The 24,691-nt window shown below is 34.8% G+C and carries 21 protein-coding genes and 2 riboswitches; of the genes, 1 reads left to right on the forward strand and 20 read right to left on the reverse strand.

The window, feature by feature from the left end:
- Positions 1 to 22 precede the first annotated feature (22 nt).
- From metH to A4F88_RS24575, 12 genes are all read right to left on the reverse strand, one after another.
- Entirely contained in the window at positions 23 to 2,698 is a 2,676-nt protein-coding gene (metH, locus tag A4F88_RS24520) for a methionine synthase (RefSeq protein WP_073075578.1), read from the reverse strand.
- A gap of 264 nt (positions 2,699 to 2,962) precedes the next feature.
- On the reverse strand, positions 2,963 to 3,283 hold the full coding sequence (locus A4F88_RS24525) for an NTF2 fold immunity protein (RefSeq protein ID WP_068845751.1): 321 nt from the start codon (positions 3,281 to 3,283) through the stop codon (positions 2,963 to 2,965).
- A gap of 25 nt (positions 3,284 to 3,308) precedes the next feature.
- Positions 3,309 to 4,313: a homocysteine S-methyltransferase family protein gene (locus A4F88_RS24530; protein WP_068845753.1), complete on the reverse strand. Its 1,005-nt coding sequence runs from the start codon at positions 4,311 to 4,313 to the stop codon at positions 3,309 to 3,311.
- A gap of 336 nt (positions 4,314 to 4,649) precedes the next feature.
- Positions 4,650 to 4,763: riboswitch (SAM riboswitch) on the reverse strand.
- Between the two features lie 268 nt (positions 4,764 to 5,031).
- On the reverse strand, positions 5,032 to 5,391 hold the full coding sequence (locus tag A4F88_RS24535; protein WP_068845754.1) for a TfoX/Sxy family protein: 360 nt from the start codon (positions 5,389 to 5,391) through the stop codon (positions 5,032 to 5,034).
- 251 nt (positions 5,392 to 5,642) lie between these two features.
- Positions 5,643 to 6,695, reverse strand: a complete 1,053-nt coding sequence (locus A4F88_RS24540; RefSeq protein ID WP_068845756.1) for an NAD(P)/FAD-dependent oxidoreductase — start codon at positions 6,693 to 6,695, stop codon at positions 5,643 to 5,645.
- Between the two features lie 97 nt (positions 6,696 to 6,792).
- Positions 6,793 to 7,374, reverse strand: a complete 582-nt coding sequence (locus tag A4F88_RS24545) for a precorrin-2 dehydrogenase/sirohydrochlorin ferrochelatase family protein (RefSeq protein WP_068845758.1) — start codon at positions 7,372 to 7,374, stop codon at positions 6,793 to 6,795.
- A 100-nt stretch (positions 7,375 to 7,474) separates the two neighbouring features.
- Positions 7,475 to 8,248, reverse strand: coding sequence for a uroporphyrinogen-III C-methyltransferase (gene cobA, locus A4F88_RS24550; protein ID WP_068845760.1), 774 nt, complete (start codon positions 8,246 to 8,248; stop codon positions 7,475 to 7,477).
- Positions 8,241 to 10,331 (reverse strand): HEPN domain-containing protein, encoded by a 2,091-nt coding sequence (locus A4F88_RS24555; RefSeq protein ID WP_068845762.1) that lies wholly within the window; start codon positions 10,329 to 10,331, stop codon positions 8,241 to 8,243. The genes cobA and A4F88_RS24555 overlap by 8 nt, the downstream gene beginning before the upstream one ends.
- A gap of 160 nt (positions 10,332 to 10,491) precedes the next feature.
- Positions 10,492 to 11,736 carry a sulfate adenylyltransferase subunit 1 gene (locus A4F88_RS24560; protein ID WP_068845805.1) on the reverse strand — a complete coding sequence of 415 codons (1,245 nt, stop codon included), beginning with the start codon at positions 11,734 to 11,736 and terminating at the stop codon, positions 10,492 to 10,494.
- A 123-nt stretch (positions 11,737 to 11,859) separates the two neighbouring features.
- Positions 11,860 to 12,759: a sulfate adenylyltransferase subunit CysD gene (gene cysD / locus A4F88_RS24565; RefSeq protein WP_035645595.1), complete on the reverse strand. Its 900-nt coding sequence runs from the start codon at positions 12,757 to 12,759 to the stop codon at positions 11,860 to 11,862.
- Positions 12,760 to 12,963: 204 nt separating this feature from the next.
- Positions 12,964 to 13,674, reverse strand: coding sequence for a phosphoadenylyl-sulfate reductase (locus tag A4F88_RS24570; protein WP_068845764.1), 711 nt, complete (start codon positions 13,672 to 13,674; stop codon positions 12,964 to 12,966).
- 25 nt (positions 13,675 to 13,699) lie between these two features.
- A complete protein-coding gene (locus A4F88_RS24575) occupies positions 13,700 to 14,602 on the reverse strand; it encodes a sulfite exporter TauE/SafE family protein (RefSeq protein ID WP_068845766.1) in 903 nt (300 codons plus the stop codon).
- Positions 14,603 to 14,913: 311 nt separating this feature from the next.
- On the opposite strand from A4F88_RS24575, the gene A4F88_RS24580 reads away from it, so the two are divergent.
- Positions 14,914 to 15,696 (forward strand): sulfite exporter TauE/SafE family protein, encoded by a 783-nt coding sequence (locus tag A4F88_RS24580; RefSeq protein WP_068845768.1) that lies wholly within the window; start codon positions 14,914 to 14,916, stop codon positions 15,694 to 15,696.
- A 111-nt stretch (positions 15,697 to 15,807) separates the two neighbouring features.
- On the opposite strand, the gene A4F88_RS24585 is transcribed toward A4F88_RS24580, so the two are convergent.
- From A4F88_RS24585 to A4F88_RS24620, 8 genes are all read right to left on the reverse strand, one after another.
- Positions 15,808 to 16,218: an RrF2 family transcriptional regulator gene (locus A4F88_RS24585; protein ID WP_068845807.1), complete on the reverse strand. Its 411-nt coding sequence runs from the start codon at positions 16,216 to 16,218 to the stop codon at positions 15,808 to 15,810.
- A 137-nt stretch (positions 16,219 to 16,355) separates the two neighbouring features.
- Entirely contained in the window at positions 16,356 to 16,862 is a 507-nt protein-coding gene (locus tag A4F88_RS24590; RefSeq protein ID WP_068845770.1) for an RDD family protein, read from the reverse strand.
- A gap of 190 nt (positions 16,863 to 17,052) precedes the next feature.
- Positions 17,053 to 18,225, reverse strand: coding sequence for a trans-sulfuration enzyme family protein (locus A4F88_RS24595; protein ID WP_068845809.1), 1,173 nt, complete (start codon positions 18,223 to 18,225; stop codon positions 17,053 to 17,055).
- A gap of 141 nt (positions 18,226 to 18,366) precedes the next feature.
- The gene (locus tag A4F88_RS24600) at positions 18,367 to 18,792 is read right to left on the reverse strand and encodes an OsmC family protein (RefSeq protein ID WP_068845772.1); all 426 of its coding nucleotides are present in this window, start codon (positions 18,790 to 18,792) and stop codon (positions 18,367 to 18,369) included.
- A gap of 75 nt (positions 18,793 to 18,867) precedes the next feature.
- Positions 18,868 to 21,282, reverse strand: a complete 2,415-nt coding sequence (gene thrA / locus A4F88_RS24605) for a bifunctional aspartate kinase/homoserine dehydrogenase I (protein ID WP_068845774.1) — start codon at positions 21,280 to 21,282, stop codon at positions 18,868 to 18,870.
- Between the two features lies 1 nt (position 21,283).
- Entirely contained in the window at positions 21,284 to 22,267 is a 984-nt protein-coding gene (locus tag A4F88_RS24610; protein WP_245179221.1) for an alpha/beta fold hydrolase, read from the reverse strand.
- Between the two features lie 77 nt (positions 22,268 to 22,344).
- Positions 22,345 to 22,453, reverse strand: a riboswitch (SAM riboswitch).
- A 188-nt stretch (positions 22,454 to 22,641) separates the two neighbouring features.
- On the reverse strand, positions 22,642 to 22,842 hold the full coding sequence (locus tag A4F88_RS24615; protein ID WP_068845778.1) for a hypothetical protein: 201 nt from the start codon (positions 22,840 to 22,842) through the stop codon (positions 22,642 to 22,644).
- Between the two features lie 612 nt (positions 22,843 to 23,454).
- The gene (locus tag A4F88_RS24620; protein WP_068845780.1) at positions 23,455 to 24,543 is read right to left on the reverse strand and encodes a homoserine dehydrogenase family protein; all 1,089 of its coding nucleotides are present in this window, start codon (positions 24,541 to 24,543) and stop codon (positions 23,455 to 23,457) included.
- Positions 24,544 to 24,691 lie beyond the last annotated feature (148 nt).

A 24,691-nucleotide genomic window follows, 5' to 3' on the forward strand; every position in this document is an offset into this window, starting at 1 on the left:
AGACTTTAGACTTTAGACTAATTTAATCTGCTATATTAGGATTTAACCATTTCATGGCGTAATCTGTTGGTACATTGCGTCGTTTGGCGTAATCTACTACCTGATCTTCTTTTATTTTTCCGAGTCCGAAATACCTGCTTTTTGGGTTTCCGAAATAATATCCAGAAACTGATGAAGCCGGCCACATTGCCATACTTTCTGTCAGGGTAACTCCTATTTCTTCGGCTACATTTAAGAGCTTCCAAATCGTTGGTTTTTCCAGGTGATCCGGGCAAGCCGGATAACCAGGAGCCGGACGAATTCCTTTATAATTTTCTTTAATCAATTCTTCGTTTGTTAAAGATTCTTCTCTATCATAACCCCAGAAATCTTTACGGACTCTCTCGTGAAGATATTCGGCGAAAGCCTCAGCAAAACGATCGGCAAGCGCTTTTACCATGATCGAATTATAATCATCTAAATTCTTTTCATATTCTGCTGCCCATTCATCTACACCAAAACCTGTGGTTACGCAAAAAGCTCCCATATAATCTTCTATTCCGCTTTCTTTTGGCAGAATAAAATCAGACAATGCAATATTGGGTGCACCTTTTGTTTTTTGTGACTGCTGGCGAAGCGTTAAGAATTTCTCCAGAACTTTTCCGTTTTCATCACGTAACTCGATGTCATCATCATCCACCTGATTCGCAGGGAAAATTCCATAAATACCTTTTGCTTTTAATTTTTTCTCTTCCAGAATTACTTTCAACATCGCCTGAGCATCTGCAAAAACAGAAGTCGCTTCTTTACCCACAACTTCATCCGTTAAAATCGCAGGATATTTTCCGTACAATTCCCAAGTTTGAAAAAATGGTGTCCAGTCGATATACGGAACCAAAACATCCAGTTCTATTTCGATGGTTTGTGCTCCAATTACTTTTGGTTTACTCGGAGTATATTCAGACCAATCCAATTGCATTTTATTTTTACGGGCATCTTCAATCGTCAGGAAGTTTTTGTCTCTTGAACGATTTAAGAATGTTTCTCTAAATGAATCGTATTCTGCACGAATATCTGCCGCATATATTTTTCTGTTATGATCTAACAGGTTTCCTGCAACAGTAACAGCTCTTGAAGCATCGTTTACGTGAATTACAGTTTCTCTATATTGTGGCGCAATTTTCACGGCAGTATGGGCACGCGAAGTGGTTGCTCCACCAATCATAATCGGAATTTTGATTCCTTGTTTGTCTAATTCTTTAGCCAGATACACCATTTCGTCAAGCGAAGGTGTGATCAGTCCGCTTAAACCAATAATATCAACATTGTGTTCGATCGCAGCCGCAATGATTTTTTCCGGAGGCACCATAACACCCAGATCTACAATCTCATAGTTGTTACAAGCCAAAACTACCGAAACGATGTTTTTACCAATATCGTGAACATCTCCTTTTACGGTTGCCATCAATATTTTTCCGTTTCCTTGTTTGTCTCCGGCTTGTTTGCTGGCTTCAATAAAAGGTAATAAATATGCTACGGCTTTTTTCATTACACGTGCCGACTTTACTACCTGAGGCAGGAACATCTTTCCGCTTCCAAATAAATCTCCAACGACATTCATTCCTGTCATCAAGTTGATTTCGATAACTTCAATAGGTTTTGTTGCTGCTAAACGGGCTTCTTCTACATCTTCTTCAATAAAAGCATCAACTCCTTTTACTAATGAGTGTGTTATACGCTCCTGAACGGTTCCTAAACGCCATTCCTGAACGGCTTTTTCATCGCTTTTTACTTCGCCTTTTACATTCTCGGCAAAATCTAAAAGTCTTTCTGTTGCATCATCACGTCTGTCAAGAATCACGTCTTCAACGTGTTCTAATAAATCTTTTGGGATATCGTCATAAATCGAAAGCATCTCCGGATTTACGATTCCCATTGTCATTCCGTTCTTGATCGCGTGGTATAAAAATACCGAGTGCATCGCTTCACGAACGGTATCGTTTCCTCTAAAAGAGAACGAAACGTTACTTACTCCACCACTAATATGAGCATGTGGTAAGTTATCACGAACCCATTTTGTACCTCTAAAAAAGTCCAAAGCATTTAAGCGATGTTCTTCCATTCCGGTTGCAACCGGGAAAATATTCAAATCGAAAATAATATCCTGTGGAGGAAAATCAACTTTGTTTACCAGTATATCATACGAACGCTGGCAAATCTCGACTCTTCGGTCATAATTATCTGCCTGACCTACTTCGTCAAAAGCCATAATAATAGCTGCCGCTCCGTATCGTTTGATTAGTTTGGCATGATGTATAAAGGCTTCTTCACCTTCTTTTAACGAAATCGAGTTTACAACACTTTTTCCTTGTACTACTTTAAGACCTGCTTCGATGATTTCCCATTTCGAGCTGTCGATCATAATAGGCACTCTTGAAATATCCGGTTCTGATGCAATTAAATTCAAAAATTTAGTCATTGCCTGAACACCATCAAGCATTCCTTCATCCATATTAATATCGATGATCTGTGCTCCCCCTTCTACCTGCTGCCTTGCAATATCAAGTGCCTCGTCATACTTCTCTTCCTTGATTAATCTTAGGAATTTTCGTGAACCTGTTACATTTGTACGTTCGCCAATGTTTACAAAAACACTGGTTGGTGTAATAATTAACGGTTCTAATCCTGATAATACAAGGTCTCTTCTATTTTCTGTCATTTCTTTTCTAAGTTACTAAGATCCTGAGATACTAAGGTTCTAAGTTTTTTATTCTATTTTCTTTCCTGTGAGGCTTTTAAAGCCTTGTAGGTATATTCGTTTTCAATATTTTAATTTGGGCGTGTCCTTCGGTCGGGCTATCCGTTACAAGTCCTCGACCAATTTCGTTTCACTGCATTGGTCTGCGGGCTTTTCACTTCTATCCCTCACGCAAACTCGGTTTCATAATAACCTTTATATTTCTTTTGCTTTTCAATTATCTTTCTACTTTCCATGCATCATATAAAGAACCTTCCCGTTTTTTGCTGAGATTTTAATATCAAAGACACCTCCAAAACCAATACTATTAAAAGTCCCTTCAATATGCCAAATAGAATCATTTTCTATTGTTACTTTATAAGGTCTTTGGTCTTTTATATGATCTTTACCATATGATTCAAATAAAATAGGTTCTGCTATTCCAACTGCTGTCTCTTCTTTTGTAACTAAACAATCTTCACATTTAATGCTTTTCTGAAAAACTGTATTGGTTGTATAATTGCAGCTTACAAGTGTCAAACTAATCAGAAACAAAATTTTCTTCATATTTATTTAAAAACTGATCATGAAATTATGCAAAAACCGGTGCCACACGTGGCTTATAATCCTTCGCAACCTCAGCAATTAATCTAATATGATCCGGAGTTGTTCCGCAGCAACCACCAATGATATTAATTAAATTATCGTCTAAATATTCTTTGATTAAAGCCTGAGTCTGTTCTGGTGTTTCATCGTATTGTCCGAATGCATTTGGTAATCCTGCATTTGGATGTGCCGAAACATTAAATTGTGTATGTTGGGATAATGTTTTTAAATACGGTTTCAACAAATCGGCTCCAAGAGCGCAATTAAATCCTACGCTTAATAACGGAATATGTGAAACTGAAATCAGAAACGCTTCAACGGTTTGCCCAGAAAGTGTTCTTCCGGAAGCATCCGTAATAGTTCCAGAAACCATGATTGGAATATCCAGATTGCGTTCTTCTTTTACTTCTTCTATCGCAAAAAGTGCTGCTTTTGCATTTAAAGTATCGAAAATCGTTTCTACCAAAAGTAAATCACAGCCGCCATCCATTAAGGCTTCTACTTGTTGTTTGTAAGCAATTCGTAAATCATCAAATGTTACGGCTCTGTAACCTGGATCGTTTACATCCGGAGACATACTCGCTGTTCTGTTTGTTGGACCAATTGAACCAGCTACGAAACGTGGTTTATCCGGATTTTTTGCGGTAAACTCATCGGCTACTTGTCTTGCGATTTTTGCCGATTCGTAGTTTAGTTCATAAACCAATTCTTCCAGGAAGTAATCGGCCATACCGATTGTCGTTCCTGAAAAAGTGTTGGTTTCTACAATGTCTGCACCAGCTTCAAAATAAGCTGCGTGAACATCGCGAATGGCGCCGGGTTGTGTTATGGATAGTAAATCGTTGTTTCCTTTTAACGGATGCGGAAAGTCTTTGAAACGCTCTCCACGAAAATCTTCTTCGGAGAAATTATAGCGTTGCAACATCGTTCCCATTGCTCCGTCAAGGATTAGGATATTTTTTTTTATTGCTTCTTGAATTGTAATTGCCATATTCTTTTGCCGCTAAGGCACTAAGGCGCAAAGCTTTTTAAATTATAATTTTGAAGGCTCTATTTAAACCCGATAGATTTTAAAAAACCTGTAGGGCTTCCCTTCGATATTTTTTTTTACATTAATTCCAAAAACACACTATTGCTGGCTCATTAGCCCCGATTGAAGTGGAAATTATTTTGCTTTTTCCTTTAAAAAGCAAAATGATTGCAACGTAAAGCGGGAACTATTGACCGCAAAAATGCGCCAATGATTCGCTCATGATACCAAAGTGAATTCGGTAAAATTATATTGTAAGTTGTCAGGAAGTGTTTTGAGAAATACTTTTATGTATTTGTGTTATCTATCTTAGATACTATGATTAGTACAAAGTAGAATGTAGCACCTTCTTTATGATAAAGGGTTGCTAAGGTTTCATTGGGTCTTTCCCTCCGCCTTTCGTGATAACTTTCAGTAATTTTAAGAACAGTGCAAAGTAAAGACATAAGCTGAACAATTGCAAGTGTTTTTTAAAGTTTCTAAGAAGCTAAGATTCTGAGGTTCTAAGTTCTTTTTTTAAGCTACTAAAGTTCTAAGATGCTGAGATGCTCAGTTTAGCGTTTTCTATCTGTTTTTTCATATTCTGATACACATCATCGAACTTTAAAAAGCGATATGATAATTCTATTATTGAATATTTCAACACGATGGACTAGGTCTATTTAATTTAAACTTGTAGTTATTTCTTCCTGCTTGCTTTTGCTAAAGGATTAAAGTCTAAACAAAGCTGTAACCAATACTCTAAATCCTGGTTTCTTTTCCAGGCAATCTCGGTAACAAAAATGTAGTTTTTCATTGGCTTATCAGCATTGGGCATTGGGAGCACATCGTCTCTTTCTATGGCTTCTGAGTAAGCAATATCATCAATTCTGCACAGAAGTAGATTTTCGTCAACTTTTTTGTCGAGACGGGTTCCGCAGCACAACTTATTATCTACCATAAAAACAATGCCACCAAACATTTTCTTTTCAAAAAAATCGGCGCCTTTATGCTGTAGAAAGATTCGGATTCTTTGGGCATTATGTTCGTCGAAAGCCATTTTTTTTAAGATTCTAATATTCTGAGCTACTAAGATACTAAGTTTATAACTTGTTTTAAAATTTTATAGCTACTGGCTACAGCCGTATATAATACGAGATATGTCGCTCCGCTGGAGCTTTTTATATACGGAATTGTTTATGTCTATAAATATGTTATCTCTCTGGGATTCTGCATGATGAATAAAAAAAAGCCCAAACCATAATGGTTTGGGCTTACTATATAAAAATCTTAGTTCCTTAGAAACTTAGACTAAACAATCGCCTTCACAACTGCTTTTGGTGCTTCTTTACGAGTTCCGTCGAAACCATCTACACCAGAAACTGTTGTGTATTTCAATACATATTTTTTACCTGGATTGATGATTTGGTATGCTGCCTGACACATTAAAGTTGCTTCGTGGAATCCACAAAGGATTAATTTTAATTTTCCTGGATAGGTATTTACGTCTCCAATAGCAAAGATTCCCGGAATATTAGTTTGGTAATCTAATGCATTATTTACTTTAATGGCATTTTTCTCGATTTCTAATCCCCAGTCGCCGATTGGACCTAATTTTGGTGTTAATCCAAAAAGTGGAATAAAATAGTCACATTCGATTTTACGGTGTGCACCGTTTTCTTCGATGTCTAATGATTCAACATGCTCTGCACCATTGATTCCGATAACTTCTGCCGGTGTAATTAATTTGATTTTTCCGGCTGTTTTTAATTCCTGTACTTTTTCTACAGAATCAAGAGCTCCTCTAAATTCGTTTCTTCTGTGAATTAAAGTTACTTCTGAAGCTACATTGGCAAGGAAAATACTCCAGTCTAATGCTGAATCTCCTCCTCCTGCAATAACAACTCTTTTATCTCTGAATTTTTCAGGATTTTTGATGAAGTATTTTACTCCTTTATCTTCATAAAACTCGATATCTTCAATAAGTGGTTTACGTGGCTCAAAACTTCCTAAACCTCCTGCGATAGCAATAACCGGTGCATGAAATTTAGTTCCTTTATTTGAGGTTACGATAAAACTTCCGTCTTCTTGTTTTTCGATTGTTTCTGCGCGCTCACCTAATGTAAAGCCTGGTTCGAATTGTTTGATTTGCTCTTGTAATCCGTCAATCAAATCTCCTGCTAAAACTTCAGGGAAACCAGGGATATCATAAATAGGTTTTTTTGGATACAATTCTGAAAGTTGTCCTCCTGCTTGTGGCAAAGCATCTAAAATATGGCATTTTAATTTTAATAATCCTGCCTCAAAAACGGCAAATAAACCTGTTGGTCCTGCTCCAATTATAAGTATATCTGTTTTAATCATTATGTTTGTTGTTTATAATCATTCTTAATAATACAAAGGAACGAATAATTTATTCTAATTTCAATGATTTTTATCATTCATTTCTTTGTGAAATTTTTTACTCTTTATTTTTTAATGAAGCGGTAATCTCGTTCATTCTTTTCACCTTGTCTTCAAAATTACCTTTCAGTGTTTTCCTGTATTCATTGAGATTCTCAACCATTTTATTGATATCATCCGGAATAACTTCTTCAAAAAACTCTCTTAGCCTTTTGGCTGTTGTTGGTGATTTTCCGTTGGTCGAAATGGCAATTTTTACATTTCCTTTTGTTACGATTCCACCCAGATAGTAATCACACAAATCCGGTGTATCGGCAATATTGCAAATCAGATAACGCTTTCTCGACAGTTCGTAAACTCTTTTATTGACTTTTAAATCATCGGTACAAGCGATTACCATATGACGCTTTTTGAGCATTTTCTTTTTAAACTTCGATTTTGTTAATGTTATCGAAGGATGGTTTTCTGCTAAAACTTTTATTTCTAAATGAAAATTTGGTGCAACAACCTCAACATTTGCATTTGGACTTGACTTTAACAAAAAAGAAAGCTTTTCCAGTCCTACGTTTCCTCCTCCCACAATTAAAACATTCAGATTATGAAGCTTTAAGAATATTGGATATAATTCGTTTTGTTCCATTTTAATTTAATTTCATCTAAACAAAATTAGATGATTTTTTGATGCATATTGAATTAAATATCCATGCGTTCCCAAGGTTGAAACCTCGGGCTATGTTTTATTATCTCACGATTTCTTTTGATAGAAATTCTTCGTAAAAACCTTTTAATTTGTTGCTTTCGCGGACAACTTCTCCCAGAACGATAATTGCTGGCGAACTCAATTTTTGTTCTTTTACAATTTCAACAATCGAATCTACTGTTCCAACTCCTACCTTTTCTTCTGATGTTGTTCCGTTTTGGATAATCGCAACGGGTAAATTTCCTTTATTTTCTTTTTGAAATAGATCAATAATCTGAGGCAGTTTGTGCATTCCCATCAAGATTACAACAGTTGCAGATGATTGTGCTGCCAAAGCTACATCTGAAGACAATTTTCTATCTGATGTTGTTCCGGTAATCGCCCAGAAGCTTTCTGAAACGCCACGTTTTGTAATCGAAATTCCCTGACTTGCAGGAACTGCAACTACAGATGAAATTCCCGGAACTACAAAGGTTGGGATTCCAAAACTTTCTACAAAGTCAATTTCTTCACTTCCACGTCCGAAGATAAACGGATCTCCACCTTTTAAACGTACCACATTTCCATACGTCAACGCATTATCAACAATCAACTGATTGATCTGATCTTGCGTATAAGCATGATTTCCGACTCTTTTTCCAACAAAAATCCTGATGGCATTTTTAGGAGCGTGTTCTAATATTTCGTCATTGGCCAGGGCATCGTACAAAACCACATTCGCTTCAGCTAGTGCTTTTACGGCCTTGAGCGTAAGCAAATCCGGATCACCGGGGCCTGCGCCAACTAAAGTTACTTTTGGTTTGATATTAAGCATTTGCTAATTCTTGAGCTCTGTATTTTTCTATTGTATCAAAAAATGAAATTCCTTGTTGAATATATGCTTTTGCAAATGCTTCTGATGGTTCATTTTGATTGATTTGATATACTAATTCTCTAAATGTTGTTGCCAATTCTATTTTAGATGTTGCGATGAAAACAGTATCAAATAAGTCTACAATTCCTGCGTGATTATTTGTTTTTTCATTTTCTGAAAGCAACAATGCTTTCGCACCGTTTACAAATCCTGCGTAAGCATGGTAAATAGCATCTGACCATTTTCCTTCGTCGAATGATTCCTGAGCAAACGTCAATTTATCTTTGGCTTCTAATAATAAAGTAGCAACTAAATCGATCACAACTCCCGCACATTCTCCAACTCCTACTGCTTTTACGTAGTTATCTGCGTTACCCCAGTCTACAAAATCAGCTTCGGTTAAATTGGTTACGTCTGCGAAAGGTTTTAAAATTTCATAGAAATATTTCTCTCCTTTTGCATCATAATAATTCAGGAATTTTTCTCCGTTTGCATTGGCATCAAAATCATTTAAAATGGTACGTAATGCATCTGGTCCTCTACGGCTTGGAATTTTGATCACTTTATCAGCAAAACGCCCTGATCCGTTTCCTAATCTTCCTCCGCCTAGTAAAACCTGTAATGCCGGAGCCACTAATTTTCCTGAGTTTATCGACATTCCCTGAAATCCAATTGCAGACATATTATGCTGGCCGCAGGCATTCATACAACCTGAAATTTTGATCTCTATTTCACGATTGTTTAGATATTGCGGGTATTCTGCATTTAGAACTTTCTCGAGTTCTTCTGCAATTCCGGTACTACTTGCAATCCCCAAATTACAAGTATCAGTACCCGGACATGCTGTAATATCTGCAGTAGAATTATAGCCTAAATGAACGAAGTTCAACTTGGCTAATTCCTGATAAAAGAATGGTAAATTTTCTTCTTTTACATGACGTATTACAATATTTTGACGCAATGAAAAACGCAATTCATTTGCTGCGTAATTTTTAATTAAATCAGCTAATAATCGGGCTTTATCAGTATAAAAATCTCCTAATAAAACTTTGATTCCAATAGCATAATAACCTTCTTGCTTTTGTGCAATTACATTCGATTTTTTCCATGCTTCGTAAGCTCCTGTATCTTCGATTGTAACTTGCGGAACTTCTAATACTGGTTCTGCAATTGGACCGTCAAAAGCAGTTGTATCTATTTCGTAGGTTTCAAAAGCAATGGCTTTTTTCTCTTTTTCAACCAAATCAAGGAAAACATCTCTTCCCATTTCTTTGATTAAAAATTTCATACGTGCTTTCATTCTTTTGGCACGCTCACCATATCTGTCAAAAATACGGATGATTCCTTCTGCTGTTGGAATGATTTCGTTTGCCGGAACAAACTCCGAAAGCAATTCGGCATGCGCTGGCTGAGATCCTAAACCTCCTCCAAACATAATTTTAAATCCGCGTTGTCCGTCTTTAATTTTTGGAATAAATCCTAAATCGTGTAAATAGCTTAAAGCAGTATCTTCTTCAGAAGAGGAGAACGAAATTTTGAATTTACGTCCCATTTCCTGACAAATTGGATTTCTTAGTAAGTATTGGAATAAAGCATGTGCATAAGGCGAAACATCAAATGGTTCGTTTACATCTACACCTGCCAGTTCACTTGCTGTAATGTTTCTTACTGTATTACCACAAGCTTCACGCAAGGTCACATCGTCTTTGGCTAAATTTGCCCAAAGTTCAGGAGTTCTGTCTAAACTTACATAGTGAATCTGAATGTCCTGACGTGTTGTAATATGCAAACGTCCTGTAGAATACTCATCAGAAACTTTAGTGATACGTATCAATTGTTCGCTGGTCACTTTACCATAAGGCAACTTGATACGAATCATTTGTACACCTTCCTGACGCTGTCCGTAAATTCCACGCGCTAAACGAAGACTACGAAAACGCTCATCATCAATTTTTCCTCCACGGAATAAATGAATTTTTTTCTCTAAATCGATGATCTCTTTCTGAACAATCGGATTTTCTATTTCTGTTCTAAAACTTTCCATTTCTTTTACGCTTTAGGCTTTAGGCTATACGCTTTAAACTTTATTAACTTTGTCTTTTTCTGGCTTGGCATTAGGTAAGAGGCTAAGCTTTCTTGCATGCCTTTTATACGTTTTTTGCTAAAAGCTTACAGCCTATAGCTTATTGTTTACAGCAGTGAAACTACCTAATGAATCCTACTCCTGCTGTTGTATTTGTTGCTTTATCAATTAAGATAAAAGCTCCGTTTGATTTGTTATCGTTATAGGCATCAAAATATAATGGTTTGCTTAGTTTGATGCTTACTTCTCCAATTTCGTTTATCGCTAATTGTGATGCTTCTTTTGTTCCGGAATAGTCTGTTGAGATTGTATTTTTAATACTTTCTACTTTTGCTAAAACTGAATTTGTATTGTGCTGTACAATGTATTTTGTTCCTGCAACCAGTTTCTTACTGTCCATCCAGCAAACTGTTGTGGTGATTTCTTTTTCAATTTTTGGAAGTTCTGATGATTTTACAATCATATCGCCTCTTGTTACATTGATATCATTTTCTAATTCGATTGTGATTGAAGAACCTGCAACGGCTTCATCAAATTGTTTATCGAAAAAGTGAATTTTAGATACTTTTGATTCTGTTAAAGATGGAAGAACTGTTACGGCATCTCCAACTTTAATTGAGTTTCCGTATAACTTTCCTGCGTAACCTCTAAAATCGTGGTATTCTTCTGTTTTTGGACGAATCACAGTCTGAACAGGGAAACGTGCTTTTCCTGTTTCAAAAACATCTGAAGAATGCAGTCCTTCTAAATGTTCTAATACCGTTTGTCCGTCATACCAAGGCATATTTGCAGATTTATCAACTACGTTTCCGCCATTGATTGCACTTAACGGAATGTAACTTACGTTTTGTTCTTTGAATGTACTTTTTGCATTTAATGCCTGAAAATCGGCTTTGATTTTATTGAAAACTTCTTCAGAATAATCAACTAAATCCATTTTATTAATCGCAACAATTACTTCTTTTACTCGCAATAAATTATTGATAAAAAAGTGACGGTATGTTTGCTCAATAACTCCTTTTCTGGCATCAATTAAAATAATAGAAACCTGAGAAGTTGAAGCTCCCGTAACCATGTTTCTGGTATATTCTACGTGACCCGGAGTATCGGCAATAATGTAACTTTTCTTTGCAGTCGAAAAATAAATGTGCGCAACGTCAATCGTGATTCCTTGTTCTCTTTCGGCTACTAATCCGTCAGTTGCCAAAGAAAAATCCAGATAATCGTATCCTTTTTGTTTACTGCTTTTTTCGATTGCTTCTATTTTGTCCGTTGTCAATGATTTTGTATCGTACAATAATCTCCCGATCAAAGTACTTTTTCCGTCATCTACACTTCCTGCTGTTGCTATTTTTAAAACTTCCATTCTTGTATGTTGTTTCAGGTTTAAAGTTTCAGGTTTCATGTTCTTTCGAAACTTATAAATCCGTATGTTTTTGTTTTCTTGATTCTACTTTTTAATTATCAATTGTTAATTATTAATTATCAATTAAAAATAACCTTGTTGTTTTCTCTTTTCCATGGCAGCTTCAGAACGTTTGTCATCAATTCTGGCTCCTCTTTCAGAAATGGTTGATTCTCTGATTTCTCCAACAACTTCTTCGATTGTTGCTGCGTAAGATTCAACTGCTGCTGTACAACTCATATCTCCAACGGTTCTGAAGCGAACAATTCTTTCTTCGATTTGTTCGTCTTCTTCCTGGTACACAAAAGGAGAATGCGACCAAATTAAACCGTCTCTCAAAAAAACTTTTCTTTTATGTGAAAAATAGATTGATGGAATTTCGATGTGTTCTTTTTCGATATAACTCCAAACATCTAATTCTGTCCAGTTTGAAATTGGAAAAACACGAACGTTTTGTCCGTTTTCAATCTTTCCATTTAAAATATCAAACAATTCAGGTCTCTGATTTTTCTCATCCCATTGTCCGAAATCATCACGAACTGAGAAAATACGTTCTTTAGCTCTTGCTTTTTCTTCATCACGACGTGCACCACCAATACAAGCATCAAACTTAAATTCTTCGATTGCATCTAAAAGTGTTGTTGTCTGCAGGCTGTTTCTACTAGAATATTTTCCTGTTTCTTCTACCACTTTTCCTTCATCAATAGCATCCTGAACATTACGTACGATCAACTCTAAACCTAATTCTTCTACCAATTTGTCTCTGAAAGCAATTGTTTCAGGGAAATTGTGTCCTGTATCAACGTGCAATAGAGGAAACGGAATCTTAGCAGGAAAAAATGCTTTTTGCGCTAAACGCACTAATGTAATAGAATCTTTTCCGCCTGAGAAAAGTAAAACCGGTTTGTCAAACTGTGAAATTACTTCTCTGAAAATGTATATCGCTTCACTCTCTAAAGCGTTTGTTTTTAATACTGAACTCATTGTTTTTTGTTTGATATTTTTTAGTTTCAAGTTTCAGGTTTTAAGTTGTGAGTTACTCTAAAACTTTCCGCTATTTATTCTGTTTTCTATTCTTCCCCGGATTAAAATCCGGCGCTACAATATGGATCGTTCCTTCAGAACTTTAAATCTATATTCTTTATTCTATTTTCTTGTCTCTTGCTTCTTGCCTCTAAAAATCTAGACTTAGTCTTTCTTAGCACTATGCAAACCACACTCTTTATGGCTTGATTCCCACCACCATCTTCCGGCTCTGATGTCTTCACCCGGAAAAATAGCTCTTGTACAAGGTGCACAGCCAATACTTACGAAACCTTGTTTGTGTAAAGCATTTTGAGGTACATTGTTTTCTTGCAGATACGTTTCAACTTCTTCTAAAGTCCATTTTAGTAACGGATTGAATTTTATGATTTCGAAGTTTCCGTCGTATTCAAACAAATGTAAATCCTGTCTGTTTTCTGATTGTTCGGCTCTTAATCCTGTAATCCAGACTGAATTTCCTGCCAAAGCTTTTCGTAGCGGAACTACTTTTCGAATAAAACAGCATTCTTTTCTGTTTTCTACTGAATCATAAAAGCTGTTTGGTCCTTTTATTTTTAGTAAATTTTCAACCGCAGCGGCTTCCGGAAAATAAACTTCGATAGGTCTTTTGTATTTTTTTAATGTCTTGTGAAAAACATCGTAAGTTTCCTGAAACAATCTTCCGGTGTCTAAAGTAAAAACGGTAACATCAGTATTACTTTTTGCAATAAAATCTGTAATTACCTGATCTTCCTGACCAAAAGAAGTGGAAAAAATTACTTTTCCCGGAAACTTTTCTGCTAAAAAAACTAATGTTTCATCTAGTGAAAAATCTTTAGTTTTATCTAATAATTCTTGTACAATAATCGCACTCATAATCTCTTTCTCCCTATCTAAAGAATTACAATAATTTAGATAATGTTTTTAAACTCAATAATATAATTAAAATCCCAACGGCAACCATCATTGGTTTTCTTTTGATTTTGTTTACCAAATATGCGGCTAATGGCGCTGAAATTAATCCTCCTAAAATTAATCCGATAATCACCTGCCAGCCATGAATTCCGCCAAAAAGCATAAATGTTATACCACTTGCAAACGAAATCGCAAACTCAGCTGCATTTACCGAACCAATTGTATATCTCGGATTTCTTCCTCTTCCTAATAAGGTCGAAGTTACAATTGGCCCCCAGCCTCCTCCTCCAACTGAATCCATAAAACCTCCAAAAACAGCCAGAGCTCCTAATTTTTTGGTTTTCTTTTTTACAATTGTTTTTTTCAAAGCTTTTCTGATAATGATAACCGCTAAAACAATCATGTAAACTGCAATAAATGGCTTAATAATATCTCCATTAATAACATCTGACAATAAATAAGCTCCAGTTATCGAACCTAAAACTCCCGGAATTAGCAAATGCTTTACGAGTTTTTTATTGATATTTCCAAAACGGTGATGTGAAAGTGCAGATGCTCCTGTTGTAAACATTTCAGACACGTGGACTGCAGTACTACTCACAACCGGCGGAACTCCGTAAGCCAATAAAAATGACGTTGAAGTTGCTCCGTAACCCATTCCTAAAGTTCCATCTACTAATTGTGCAAATACTCCAATAGCAAAAAACACTAAAAACTCCTGATTAAAACCACCTACAAACCCATCCCAAGAAAATTCGGCATAGTGATTATACAATAGTGTGATCAATAAACCTGCCAACAGAACTACCGGTATCACAACCCATAATTTCTCTTTTAACGCGGCATCGGCCTTAACGTTAATACTGTTTATTTTTAGTTCGTTCTCCATACTATTGTTTGTTTTTTCATCAAAAACCTATTACCCTATCGGACTAGTAGATTGAAAAGCAAAATTACTACTTATTTCTAAATATCAAAACAATATTTGATTTTTTTACGGCGCTAATTATCTTAAGATTACCACTGAAAGCACTTTACGAAATATAACAATTTGATTAATGTTGTTAAAAACCTTATCCTACTGTATTACAACAAGATAAACACTTTATTATCTAATTAATTCTAAAATGATTTTTAAAGTCTACCACATCCATAGGATAATTATAAAATTGTTTCTATTTTTACATCAAATTTTTATACATGGATTTTCAAATAGGTCTTGTAATTGCGGGTTTAGTAGTTGGATTTGTGGTTGGGTTAACGGGTGTTGGAGGCGGCTCTTTGATGACTCCTATTTTGTTATACTTTGGTATCCCTCCCACTACAGCAGTTGGTACAGATTTATTGTATGCGGCTTTTACTAAAGCAGGAGGCGTGTTTGTACATCATAAAAAAGGAAACATCAATTGGACGATTACAGGCTGGCTAACTTTAGGAAGTGTTCCGGCAGCTTTACTGACTTTATGGATATTAAATAGTATTAAAACAGATATATCGACTATCAATTCGGTTATAAAATACAGTTTAGGCTGGGCATTGCTTTTTACTTCGATTGCTATCTTATTTAAAAAGAAGTTATTGAAATATTCTCAAAAACATGCAGGAGATAAATTTCATAGCGAAAGTCACACACAAAACATGCTGACTATTGGTATTGGGGTTTTACTTGGAGCAACTGTTACGTTAACTTCTATTGGAGCAGGTGCTTTAGGAACTGTTACTTTATTTTTCCTTTACCCGCTTTTACCAACGCCCCGTTTGGTTGGAACTGAAATTGCTCATGCTGTTCCTTTAACTCTTGTTGCAGGAATTGGACATGCTTCTATGGGAAACTTAGATCTTGTTTTGCTGGGACAATTATTAATGGGATCTCTTCCCGGAATTTTTATTGGAAGTATGCTTAGCGGAAAGGTTCCGGATTTGTTTCTTAGAAACGCAATTGCGGTGATGCTTTTTCTGGCAGGATATAAATTGATTTTTTAATTTCTTTAAAAACCATATAAGTTATATAAGTTCATTTAATAAAAGCTTACAAAACTTACATTTTAAAGCAATTCTATTACTTTATATGACTCATATGGTTTGAAATTTTCTTTAAAATGCAATATCTGCAAGAGAATTACTTTCTAATATCTTAAGTGTATTGTCACGAACCTCCATCATTAAGCGTCTGGCTGCACAAGTAGATTCATCATCGCAGTCATCACATCTTTCATAAAAATTATGACTGGCACATGGCAACAATGCAATTGGTCCTTCAAGAATTCGATAGACCTTAGCCATGCTAATATCTTTAGGATCCTTGATAAGATAGTATCCTCCGCCTTTTCCTTTTTTAGCACCTAAAAAACCGGAATTTCTAAGCAACAATAAAATACTTTCCAAAAATTTGATTGAAATATGTTCACTTTTTGCAATTTCGGCAATTTGAACAGGATCATTATTCTCACGTCTGGCTAGATAAGTCAAGGCTTTAATTCCGTATTTTGTTTTCTTTGAAAGCACTATATTAATTTTAGATGGTGAAATGCAGATTTTAGACTTCTGCCTAAAAACAACAAACCACATATTTTTCTGCAACAAAAATAGGCTTTTTGAACGAGAATAATAACAGAATCAAAAATGATATTCTACTATATCTATCAATTTACTTCTTTAGCTCCAATTAAATTCAATTCTTTAAACATTTTTACTTCTGTATCTAACGCTTTTTTTCGCACTACATAAGTATCAGAAATTGAATCGTGCCATCCTCTTCCATTATTTCCCAGAAAAGAGAAAGCATCAAATGGGATTAAACGACATAAACTTCTTTTAAATATAGTACCAAAATCCGGTTTTTCTCCATTTTCATCTACTACTATCGTTCCTGTTATAAACTTTGCCAATGTTCTTCCAAAGAGAACTTCAAACAAGGTATAATAAATTAATGCCCCTATTATAGATAAAATTCTCCATCCTGCATCACCCAATTCATCAAACCAGTGCCCTACACCAGGAGCGCCAAGTAGTGCTGAAATAATGCTAATAGAAAGTAAAACGATAAATAAGAGAACCATGAATAAAATAAGATCTAAAATATAATTTAGAAAACGACTGCCATTGGATGCCAATAATTTATCATCCAGAACATAAGTAGAGTTACTCATAATTAATGTGGTTTTTAGTTTTTGGTTGTTATTAATTTTGTTATTTCATTTTAACAAAAATATATTTTTTACTGAAACAACCACCTAAAAAAATGACGATTTTTAACAGTAATAAATTTACAGTCAAAAATCGTCATTAATTTATATTTTTATCCCGAACAGTATCGGGATCAAGCTCTTAAATCTAAAATTAATCCAGCGCTTGTTTCAAATCAGCAATTACATCTTCTACAGTTTCCAGACCTACAGAAACACGTACTAAGCCTTGTGTAATACCAACAGCAAGCTGATCTTCTTCAGAGAGTTTACTATGTGTTGTTGATGCAGGATGTGTTACAATTGATCTGGTATCGCCAATATTAGCTGATAAAGAACAAAGCTTAATTGCGTTCAGGAATTTTCGTCCTGCTTCAATTCCGCCTTTAATTTCAAAAGCAATAATATTTCCTCCCAATTTCATTTGTTTTTTGGCAATTTCGTATTGTGGATGCGATTTCAGGAATGGATATTTTACGCTGTTTACATTTGGATGCGCTTCTAAAAATTCAGCTACTTTCAAAGCATTTTCGCAATGTTTCTCCACACGAATTGCCAGGGTTTCTAAACTTTTTGATAAAACCCAGGCATTAAATGGTGATAAAGCCGGACCTGTATTTCTTGAGAATAAATAAATCTGTCTGATTAAATCTTCGCTTCCAACGGTAACTCCGCCTAAAACACGTCCCTGACCGTCAATTAATTTTGTAGCAGAGTGAACTACTAAATGTGCTCCAAATTTTATTGGCTGCTGAATGTATGGCGTTGCAAAACAGTTATCGATTATTAAAATCAAATTGTGTTTTTTGGCAATATCTCCTAATAATTGCAAATCGATTACATCTACACCCGGATTTGTAGGTGATTCTGCGTATAATATTTTGGTATTTGGCTTAATGAAACTTTCTATAGTTTCTGGTTTGTTGATCTCAAAATAAGAAGTTTCGATATTCCATTTTGGGAAATAAGTCATAAACAATGCATGTGTAGAACCAAAAACACTGCTTGCTGAAACGATGTGATCTCCGGCATTTAATAAAGCGGCAAAAGTCGAATATACTGCTGCCATTCCGGTTGCGAAAGCATAACCCGCTTCAGCACCTTCCATTTTACAAATTTTATCTACAAATTCAGTCGTATTCGGATTACTGAAACGGCTGTAAATATTTCTTTCTTTTTCTTCTGTAAAAGAAGCTCTCATATCTTCGGCATCTTCAAATACAAAGCTTGACGATAAGTATAATGGCACCGAATGCTCCAGATACTGAGTTCTTTCTAATTGTGTTCTTATGGCTTGTGTTTCAAAACCAAATTCTTCTGTGTTCATTGTGTGTTGTTTTTTGTTTTTTGTTTTTTGTTTCAAGTTTCAGGTTTCAAGTTTTAAAAACTGAAATCTAAACTAAAACAAGTCAATTATTTATGCGCAATCTGAGCATTTTCTAATTATCTAATTGACAAATTATCTAATTTATAAAGCTTCGTTGTTCAAGACAACTTTGTAGCTTATTGTTGCTGTTGGTTCCACTGTTTTGGCTACAGAACAGTATTTTTCAAAAGAAAGCTGTGCTGCTTTTTTAGCTTTTTCAGGATTAATATCACCTTCTAAATAAAAAACCACATCGATTTCTTTAAAAGGTTTTGCTTCTCCAACTTGTACACGTTCTCCTTCAACCTCAGCGTTAAATGAGGTGATTTCCTGACGTTGTTTCTTTAAGATTGAAATCATATCAATGGCACTGCATCCTGCAACTCCCATCAATACCAATTCCATTGGACTCGCACCCAAATCACTTCCGCCAAATTCGGCTCTGCTGTCAACATCAACTACATGTCCGCGTTCATTTTTGAGTTTAAAATGAAAAGCGTCATTTACTCTGTTTAAAGTTACTTTCATGGTATTTTTCTTTTTTTTTATTTTTGAGTTTAGAAATCTTTAATCTGAACTCTATAATCTAAATTCTAAAATAGGTTATCCCTTATCAGACAATCTCAGGATGTCTCCAAAAACTCCTCTTGCTGTTACAGCAGAACCTGCACCGGCTCCCTGAATTACAATTGGACGATCTCCGTAAGATTCTGTATATATTTCGAAGAAAGAATCAGATCCTTTTAATCCGCCTAAAGCAGTATCTGAAGGTACTGAAACTAATTTCACTTCAAGAATTCCTTTGTCATTTTGCAAATCTCCAGACAATTCACCAATGTATCTTAATACATGATTGGGTTGTTGATCTGCTTTTATTTTCTCGTAAATTGGGTCGAACTCTTTTAATTTGCCCAGGAAATCAGCAACATTTCCTTCACGTAAATGTTCCGGGATTAAATTCTGAATTGAGATTTCTTCAAACTCATTTTGCAGATCTAATTCTCTTGCCAGAATCAATAATTTTCTTCCCACATCATTACCACATAAATCCTCACGCGGGTCCGGTTCTGTATAACCGTTATCAATCGCTTCTTGTAAAATCTCACTAAACGGAGCATCTTTTGCAGAGAAATTATTGAATAAATAACTCAATGTTCCGGAGAAAACTCCTTTTATCTTAGTAATATTTTCACCCGAAAGGTGCAATAATTTTATGGTATCAATTAATGGTAATCCTGCACCAACATTGGTTTCGTACAGATAGTTCTTTTGGTTTTCCGCCAAGGCTTTTCTCAACTCTTTATAAAAACCATAACTTAATGTATTGGCAACTTTATTAGACGAAATCAAATCAAAACTACTCTCTGCCAGTGTAATATAGTTTTCTACAAAAGTAGCACTTGCTGTATTATCAATTGCTATTAAATTTTCTAAATGATGTTGGTTCGCATACGCAATTACATCATTGATAGTATATTCAAGTCCGTTTTTCTGAATATCATTTTTCCAGTCAGCAGTTACACCGTTTTTGTTTAAAAGCAGTTTTTTAGAGTTTGCAATGGCAAAAACATTTAATTTAATGTCTTTACGTTTTTCGATAGAAGCTGCAGATTCCAAAATTTGATTGATTAAAGTTCCGCCTACTAATCCATGCCCAAAAATGGCAATGTTGATTTTTTTAGAAACTCCAAAAATCTCTCCGTGAATTACGTTTAAGGCTTTGTTTAGCTCGGCTTTTTTAACCACCAAACTCACGTTTTTACCCGTAACGGTGTTGTTGAATAATATTGGAACTATTTTATTTTTGATTAAAGCGGTATAAGGTTTATGAAAAGTGCTTAAATCCTGACCAATGATTGAAATTACAGAAACATTGTCTGTTACCGTGATTTGATTTACATCTTTAGAATAAAAGTCATTTTCAAACTCTTTTTCTAATTCTACCATTGCTATTGTGGCTTTTTCTGTCGCCACAACAAGACCAATTCCTCTTTCTGAAGAACCTTGTGAAATGATGCTTACACTAATATTGTGATCGCCCATTACTTTAAAAATTCGGGCATCTACCCCTGCTTTTCCAAGTAATCCGCGTCCTTCAAGATTAACCAACGATACGTTTTCTAAAACCGAAAGGGTCTTGATTCCTTCTTTTGCCGAATCTGAAGTGATTAAAGTTCCGCGGTTTTCGTGGTTAAAAGTATTCAGAATACGAAGCGGAATATTTTTTTCTAATAATGGAATTATCGTTTTGGCGTGCAAAATTGTTGCTCCAAAATTGGCTAATTCATTTGCTTCATTAAAAGACAGGAATTCAATTTTTTTAGCATCGGCAACCAAATCAGGATTTGCGGTGTAAATTCCGTCAACGTGCGTAAAATTTTGTAATTCTTCGGCATTTAAATAATTCGCAATCAATGATGCGGTATAATTACTGCCGTTTCTTCCTAAGGTTGTGGTATCGTTATTATTGTTTGAACCAATAAAACCGGTTACGATATTAACTGTTGCCCCATTATGCTCTTTGAAATAATTGATGACATTTTTCTTTGAAAGTTGCTCCAAAGGCTGTGCATCACCAAATTTAGAGTCGGTTTTTAATAATTCTCTTGAATCAACAAAATTAGCCGGAACTCCTTTTTCTTTTAGAATAGCGGTTAATAATTTAGCCGAAAGTAATTCGCCTTTAGATAAAATCTGATCTTTGATTTTGTTGCTGTAATCTCCAATCAGGCTGACACCTTCAAATAGTTTTTCTAAAACATTAAATTCTTCAGACAAATCTACTTGTGCATAATCTGATACCTGATAAGCTTTAAAGTTTTCAAATAATGGTTTGTAATTGCCATTTTTAGCGGCAAGTTTTAAAATATATTCTAGTTCATCTGTAGCATTTCCGCGAGCCGAAACGACAACTGCAATTTGTTCTCCTTGATTTACTTTATCAGAAATGATTGAAACTACTTTGTTAAGTCCTTCTCCGTTTGATAACGATTTGCCTCCAAATTTTAATATTTTCATTTTATTTTGCTATTGTTTCTGCCTTAAAAATATCGGCAAGTAAATGATCTAATTGTTTGTACTCGATTAAAAAAGCGTCATGTCCGTGAACCGAATCTATTTCGCTGTAAAAAACATTGTCTTTGAACTTTTTTAATTCCTGAAAAGTTTCCCGATTTTCTTTTGGTGTAAAGAACAAATCTGAGTTGATTCCGATAATGTGAATCGCGGCATTTGTTCTGGACAATAAAGTTTCAAAATCGTCACTATTTCTGGTAATATCTATGGTTTTAAGCAATTGATTCATCAATTTATAAGATGACAATTGGTATCTTTTTTGTAATTTTTCGCCGTGATGTGCCAGCCAGCTTTCTATATTAAAAACAGAAAGGTTGTTATTGATTGTTCGCTGAAATTTTTCTCTGAATGATTCAGGAGAGCGATAACACAACATGGCATGAATTCTGGCATCTTCTATAGGTTTTGAAGAATTGTTCAGGATTTGCTCTTGCAGGTAGCAATTGGCAATCATCCAGTCCGTCGATTTCCAGTCGGTGGCAATTGGAATTAGGTTTTGGGTAATATTAGGCTCTAATGCCAGAATTTCCCACGCAATTCCGCCTCCAACTGAACCACCAATTATGGTGTGAAGTTGTGTAATCTGTAAAGCTTCTAATCCTTTTATAAAAATTCTGGCAATATCTCTTGTTGTAAAGTCCTGATAATTTTCGATAATAAAAGAATCATTCCCATTTCCGGGAACATTGAATGCTATTACGGTATACTTGTTGGTATCGATTGTTTTTTCGTCGCCAATTAAATCATTCCACCATCCGTTTTCTCCTGTTACCTGAGCATTTCCGGTTAAAGCATGGTTAACCAAAACAACAGGCGCGCTGTGTAATGGCAAACCAAAAAGGGTAAAACTTAATGGCAGTAATGAATATGATGCACCACTCTCTGTGATGAAATCCTGAATTATAATGGGACTTGGTATATTTTCCAATTTCAAATCTTTTAAATTTTGATTTGTATGTGGAAATATTAGAAAGAAAGTCTAGAGTGAAACTAGAAAAATTCTTGTTGTTATCTTTCCACGTTTGGGCGTGGTAGAATGCAGCACCTTCTTCGACTTAACGAAGGGTTGCTAAGGATTCATCGGGTCTAATCCCTCGTCCTTTCTTTATAACATTTCAATACGTTTTTGAACTTAACGGTGCAAATTAACTACTAATTTCTTAAACTAACAAATTTTATCGAAACTGATTCCTCGATTTCTTAAACATAATTCAAACACAAACTATTGTACGCAAAAAATTACCGAACAATTTGCCCAGTAAAATTAAGCAGGTTTTACCCTATTTTATATCACTTTTTGAGTTAGATAAAAAGTGTTTCATTTTCTTTTGAATACATCAAAAACAATAATGAATCCGGATCTTTTTTCTCCGCTTTTTTATCCGTCTCAGTTATCCCGAATCTTGGGTGTACCAATTCATTTTTTGGCGGCGGATTGTTTCTTTCAGCTCTTAGGCTTTTCAATGTAGAAAGAGTTTTTGCTATGTAGTTTAATTTGCTCATGATATTTAAGTTTATGTTAGTTTGCGTTTTATAATCTTTATTGTTTGTTTAATTTTTTGTTATGGTAACCAAATGGAATAAAAAAACCCTTTTGGATTTTAATACCAAAAGGGTTTAAGTTTTTTACAACTTATATATACTTTTAGTATCAACAGACGCGTACACAAATACGTGCGACGTTAAACATCTTGTTCATCTGTAAGGATTTATTCATCTGTGATTTACGCTCTATTTTAAAAAATTCCTGCATTTGTTTAATTTTATAGCTTCTCGAAACTGTTGAAATATTTTTAACTTACTCTCTTTTAAAAATCAATAAGAAATAAAGTTAATTCAACTTTGGTCCCGATCGACATAACTATTATTTTCGAATAGCTAAATTTATTTATTTGTAATTTTGAGGTGTTACAAATGTGCGAATATTTTCTCAATTACGCAAGTGAGAATCAACAAATTAATCTTAAAAAACGTTAAAAAACATCATTTTATCGTTAAAAAACATCTTACAAAATTAGCATTTCACAAAAACAAAGTAAAAACTTACAAAAATTAACACAATAAATTTTTCTGTTTCAATATATCAAAGAACAACTCACTACTATTAGAAACCACTTACAGCCAAACTGCTTCTTTATTTTTAATTTTTTCGGCCACTTTCAAAATGTCAGTTATTATCCCTCTTGAAATAGCCTGCTTGCATGCCGAAGCACTTTGAATTGCTATTGGAACATCTGCGTAAGATTGTGTGTAAATTTCAAAAATGGTATCGGATCCTTTTAGCTGACCAATGGCTGAGGAAACCGGTTCTGAAACCAATTTGACTTCTAAGGTGTTTTTCTGTACATCAAATTCTCCTACATATCGTAATACATGATTATCTGCCTGGGTAATTTTTGCAATTTTGAAAAACCTGTCAATAGCTTCTTTATTCAAAATGCCATTTGGTTCTAAATGTTGTTCCTGAATTAAGGAATTGATTTTTATATCTGAAAGTTCAAAATCCTTTCCAATTTCTCTTGTCAGGATCAGTAGTTTTCTGGCTGTATCATTTCCGGATAAATCTTCTTTAAAAGTAGATCGCATTAATCCGAGTAAACTGGCATCTTTTAATAGCGATGAAAAAGAGGTTTCTTCATTCGCAAACCGATTAAAAACATAACTCAGGTTATCTGAAAATACGCCCCGGATCTTTGTAATTTTCTCTCCTGAATAATACAAATCTCTTAGCGTCTGCAAAACCGGAAAACCGGTATCAACTGATGTTTCGTACAAAAACTCTTTGTCGTATTTTTTAAGATTCGACCTGATTTCTTTATACAAATCAATTGGCAATGTATTGGCTTTTTTATTTACTGCTACAATATTAAATCCGTTTTCGATCAGCGTATTATAATGATGAATTAGCTCATCGCTTGCCGTTGCATCAACAGCAATCAGATTTTCAAATTCATTTTCTTTGGCAAATTCAATAATATCCTGCACTTTAAACGGAACTGCTAATTCCAGGAAATTGGTTTCCCAGGCATATCCAACACCTTCTTTCTCGAAAAAGGCGACTGTAGAATTTGTAATTATTGGAAAATGAAAATCGACATTTTTACTTTCGAGAAAAAACTCCTGACTTTCGATAATCTGATTGATCAAAGTACTTCCGATATTTCCAATTCCAAAAAGGATGATATTTATTTTAAGCTTTGACATAATTTCTAATGTATTGGGGGGGTTAATTAAACCATATAAGTGATCTAAGAAAATTTAAAAAAGAGCTGAAACGTAATGCAACGCTTAACATGAACTTATATCACTTATATGGTGAAAAAACTTTTATATGGTTAGTTTTTTATAAAAA

Source organism: Flavobacterium chilense (genome assembly GCF_001602525.1).
Lineage (GTDB): Bacteria > Bacteroidota > Bacteroidia > Flavobacteriales > Flavobacteriaceae > Flavobacterium > Flavobacterium chilense.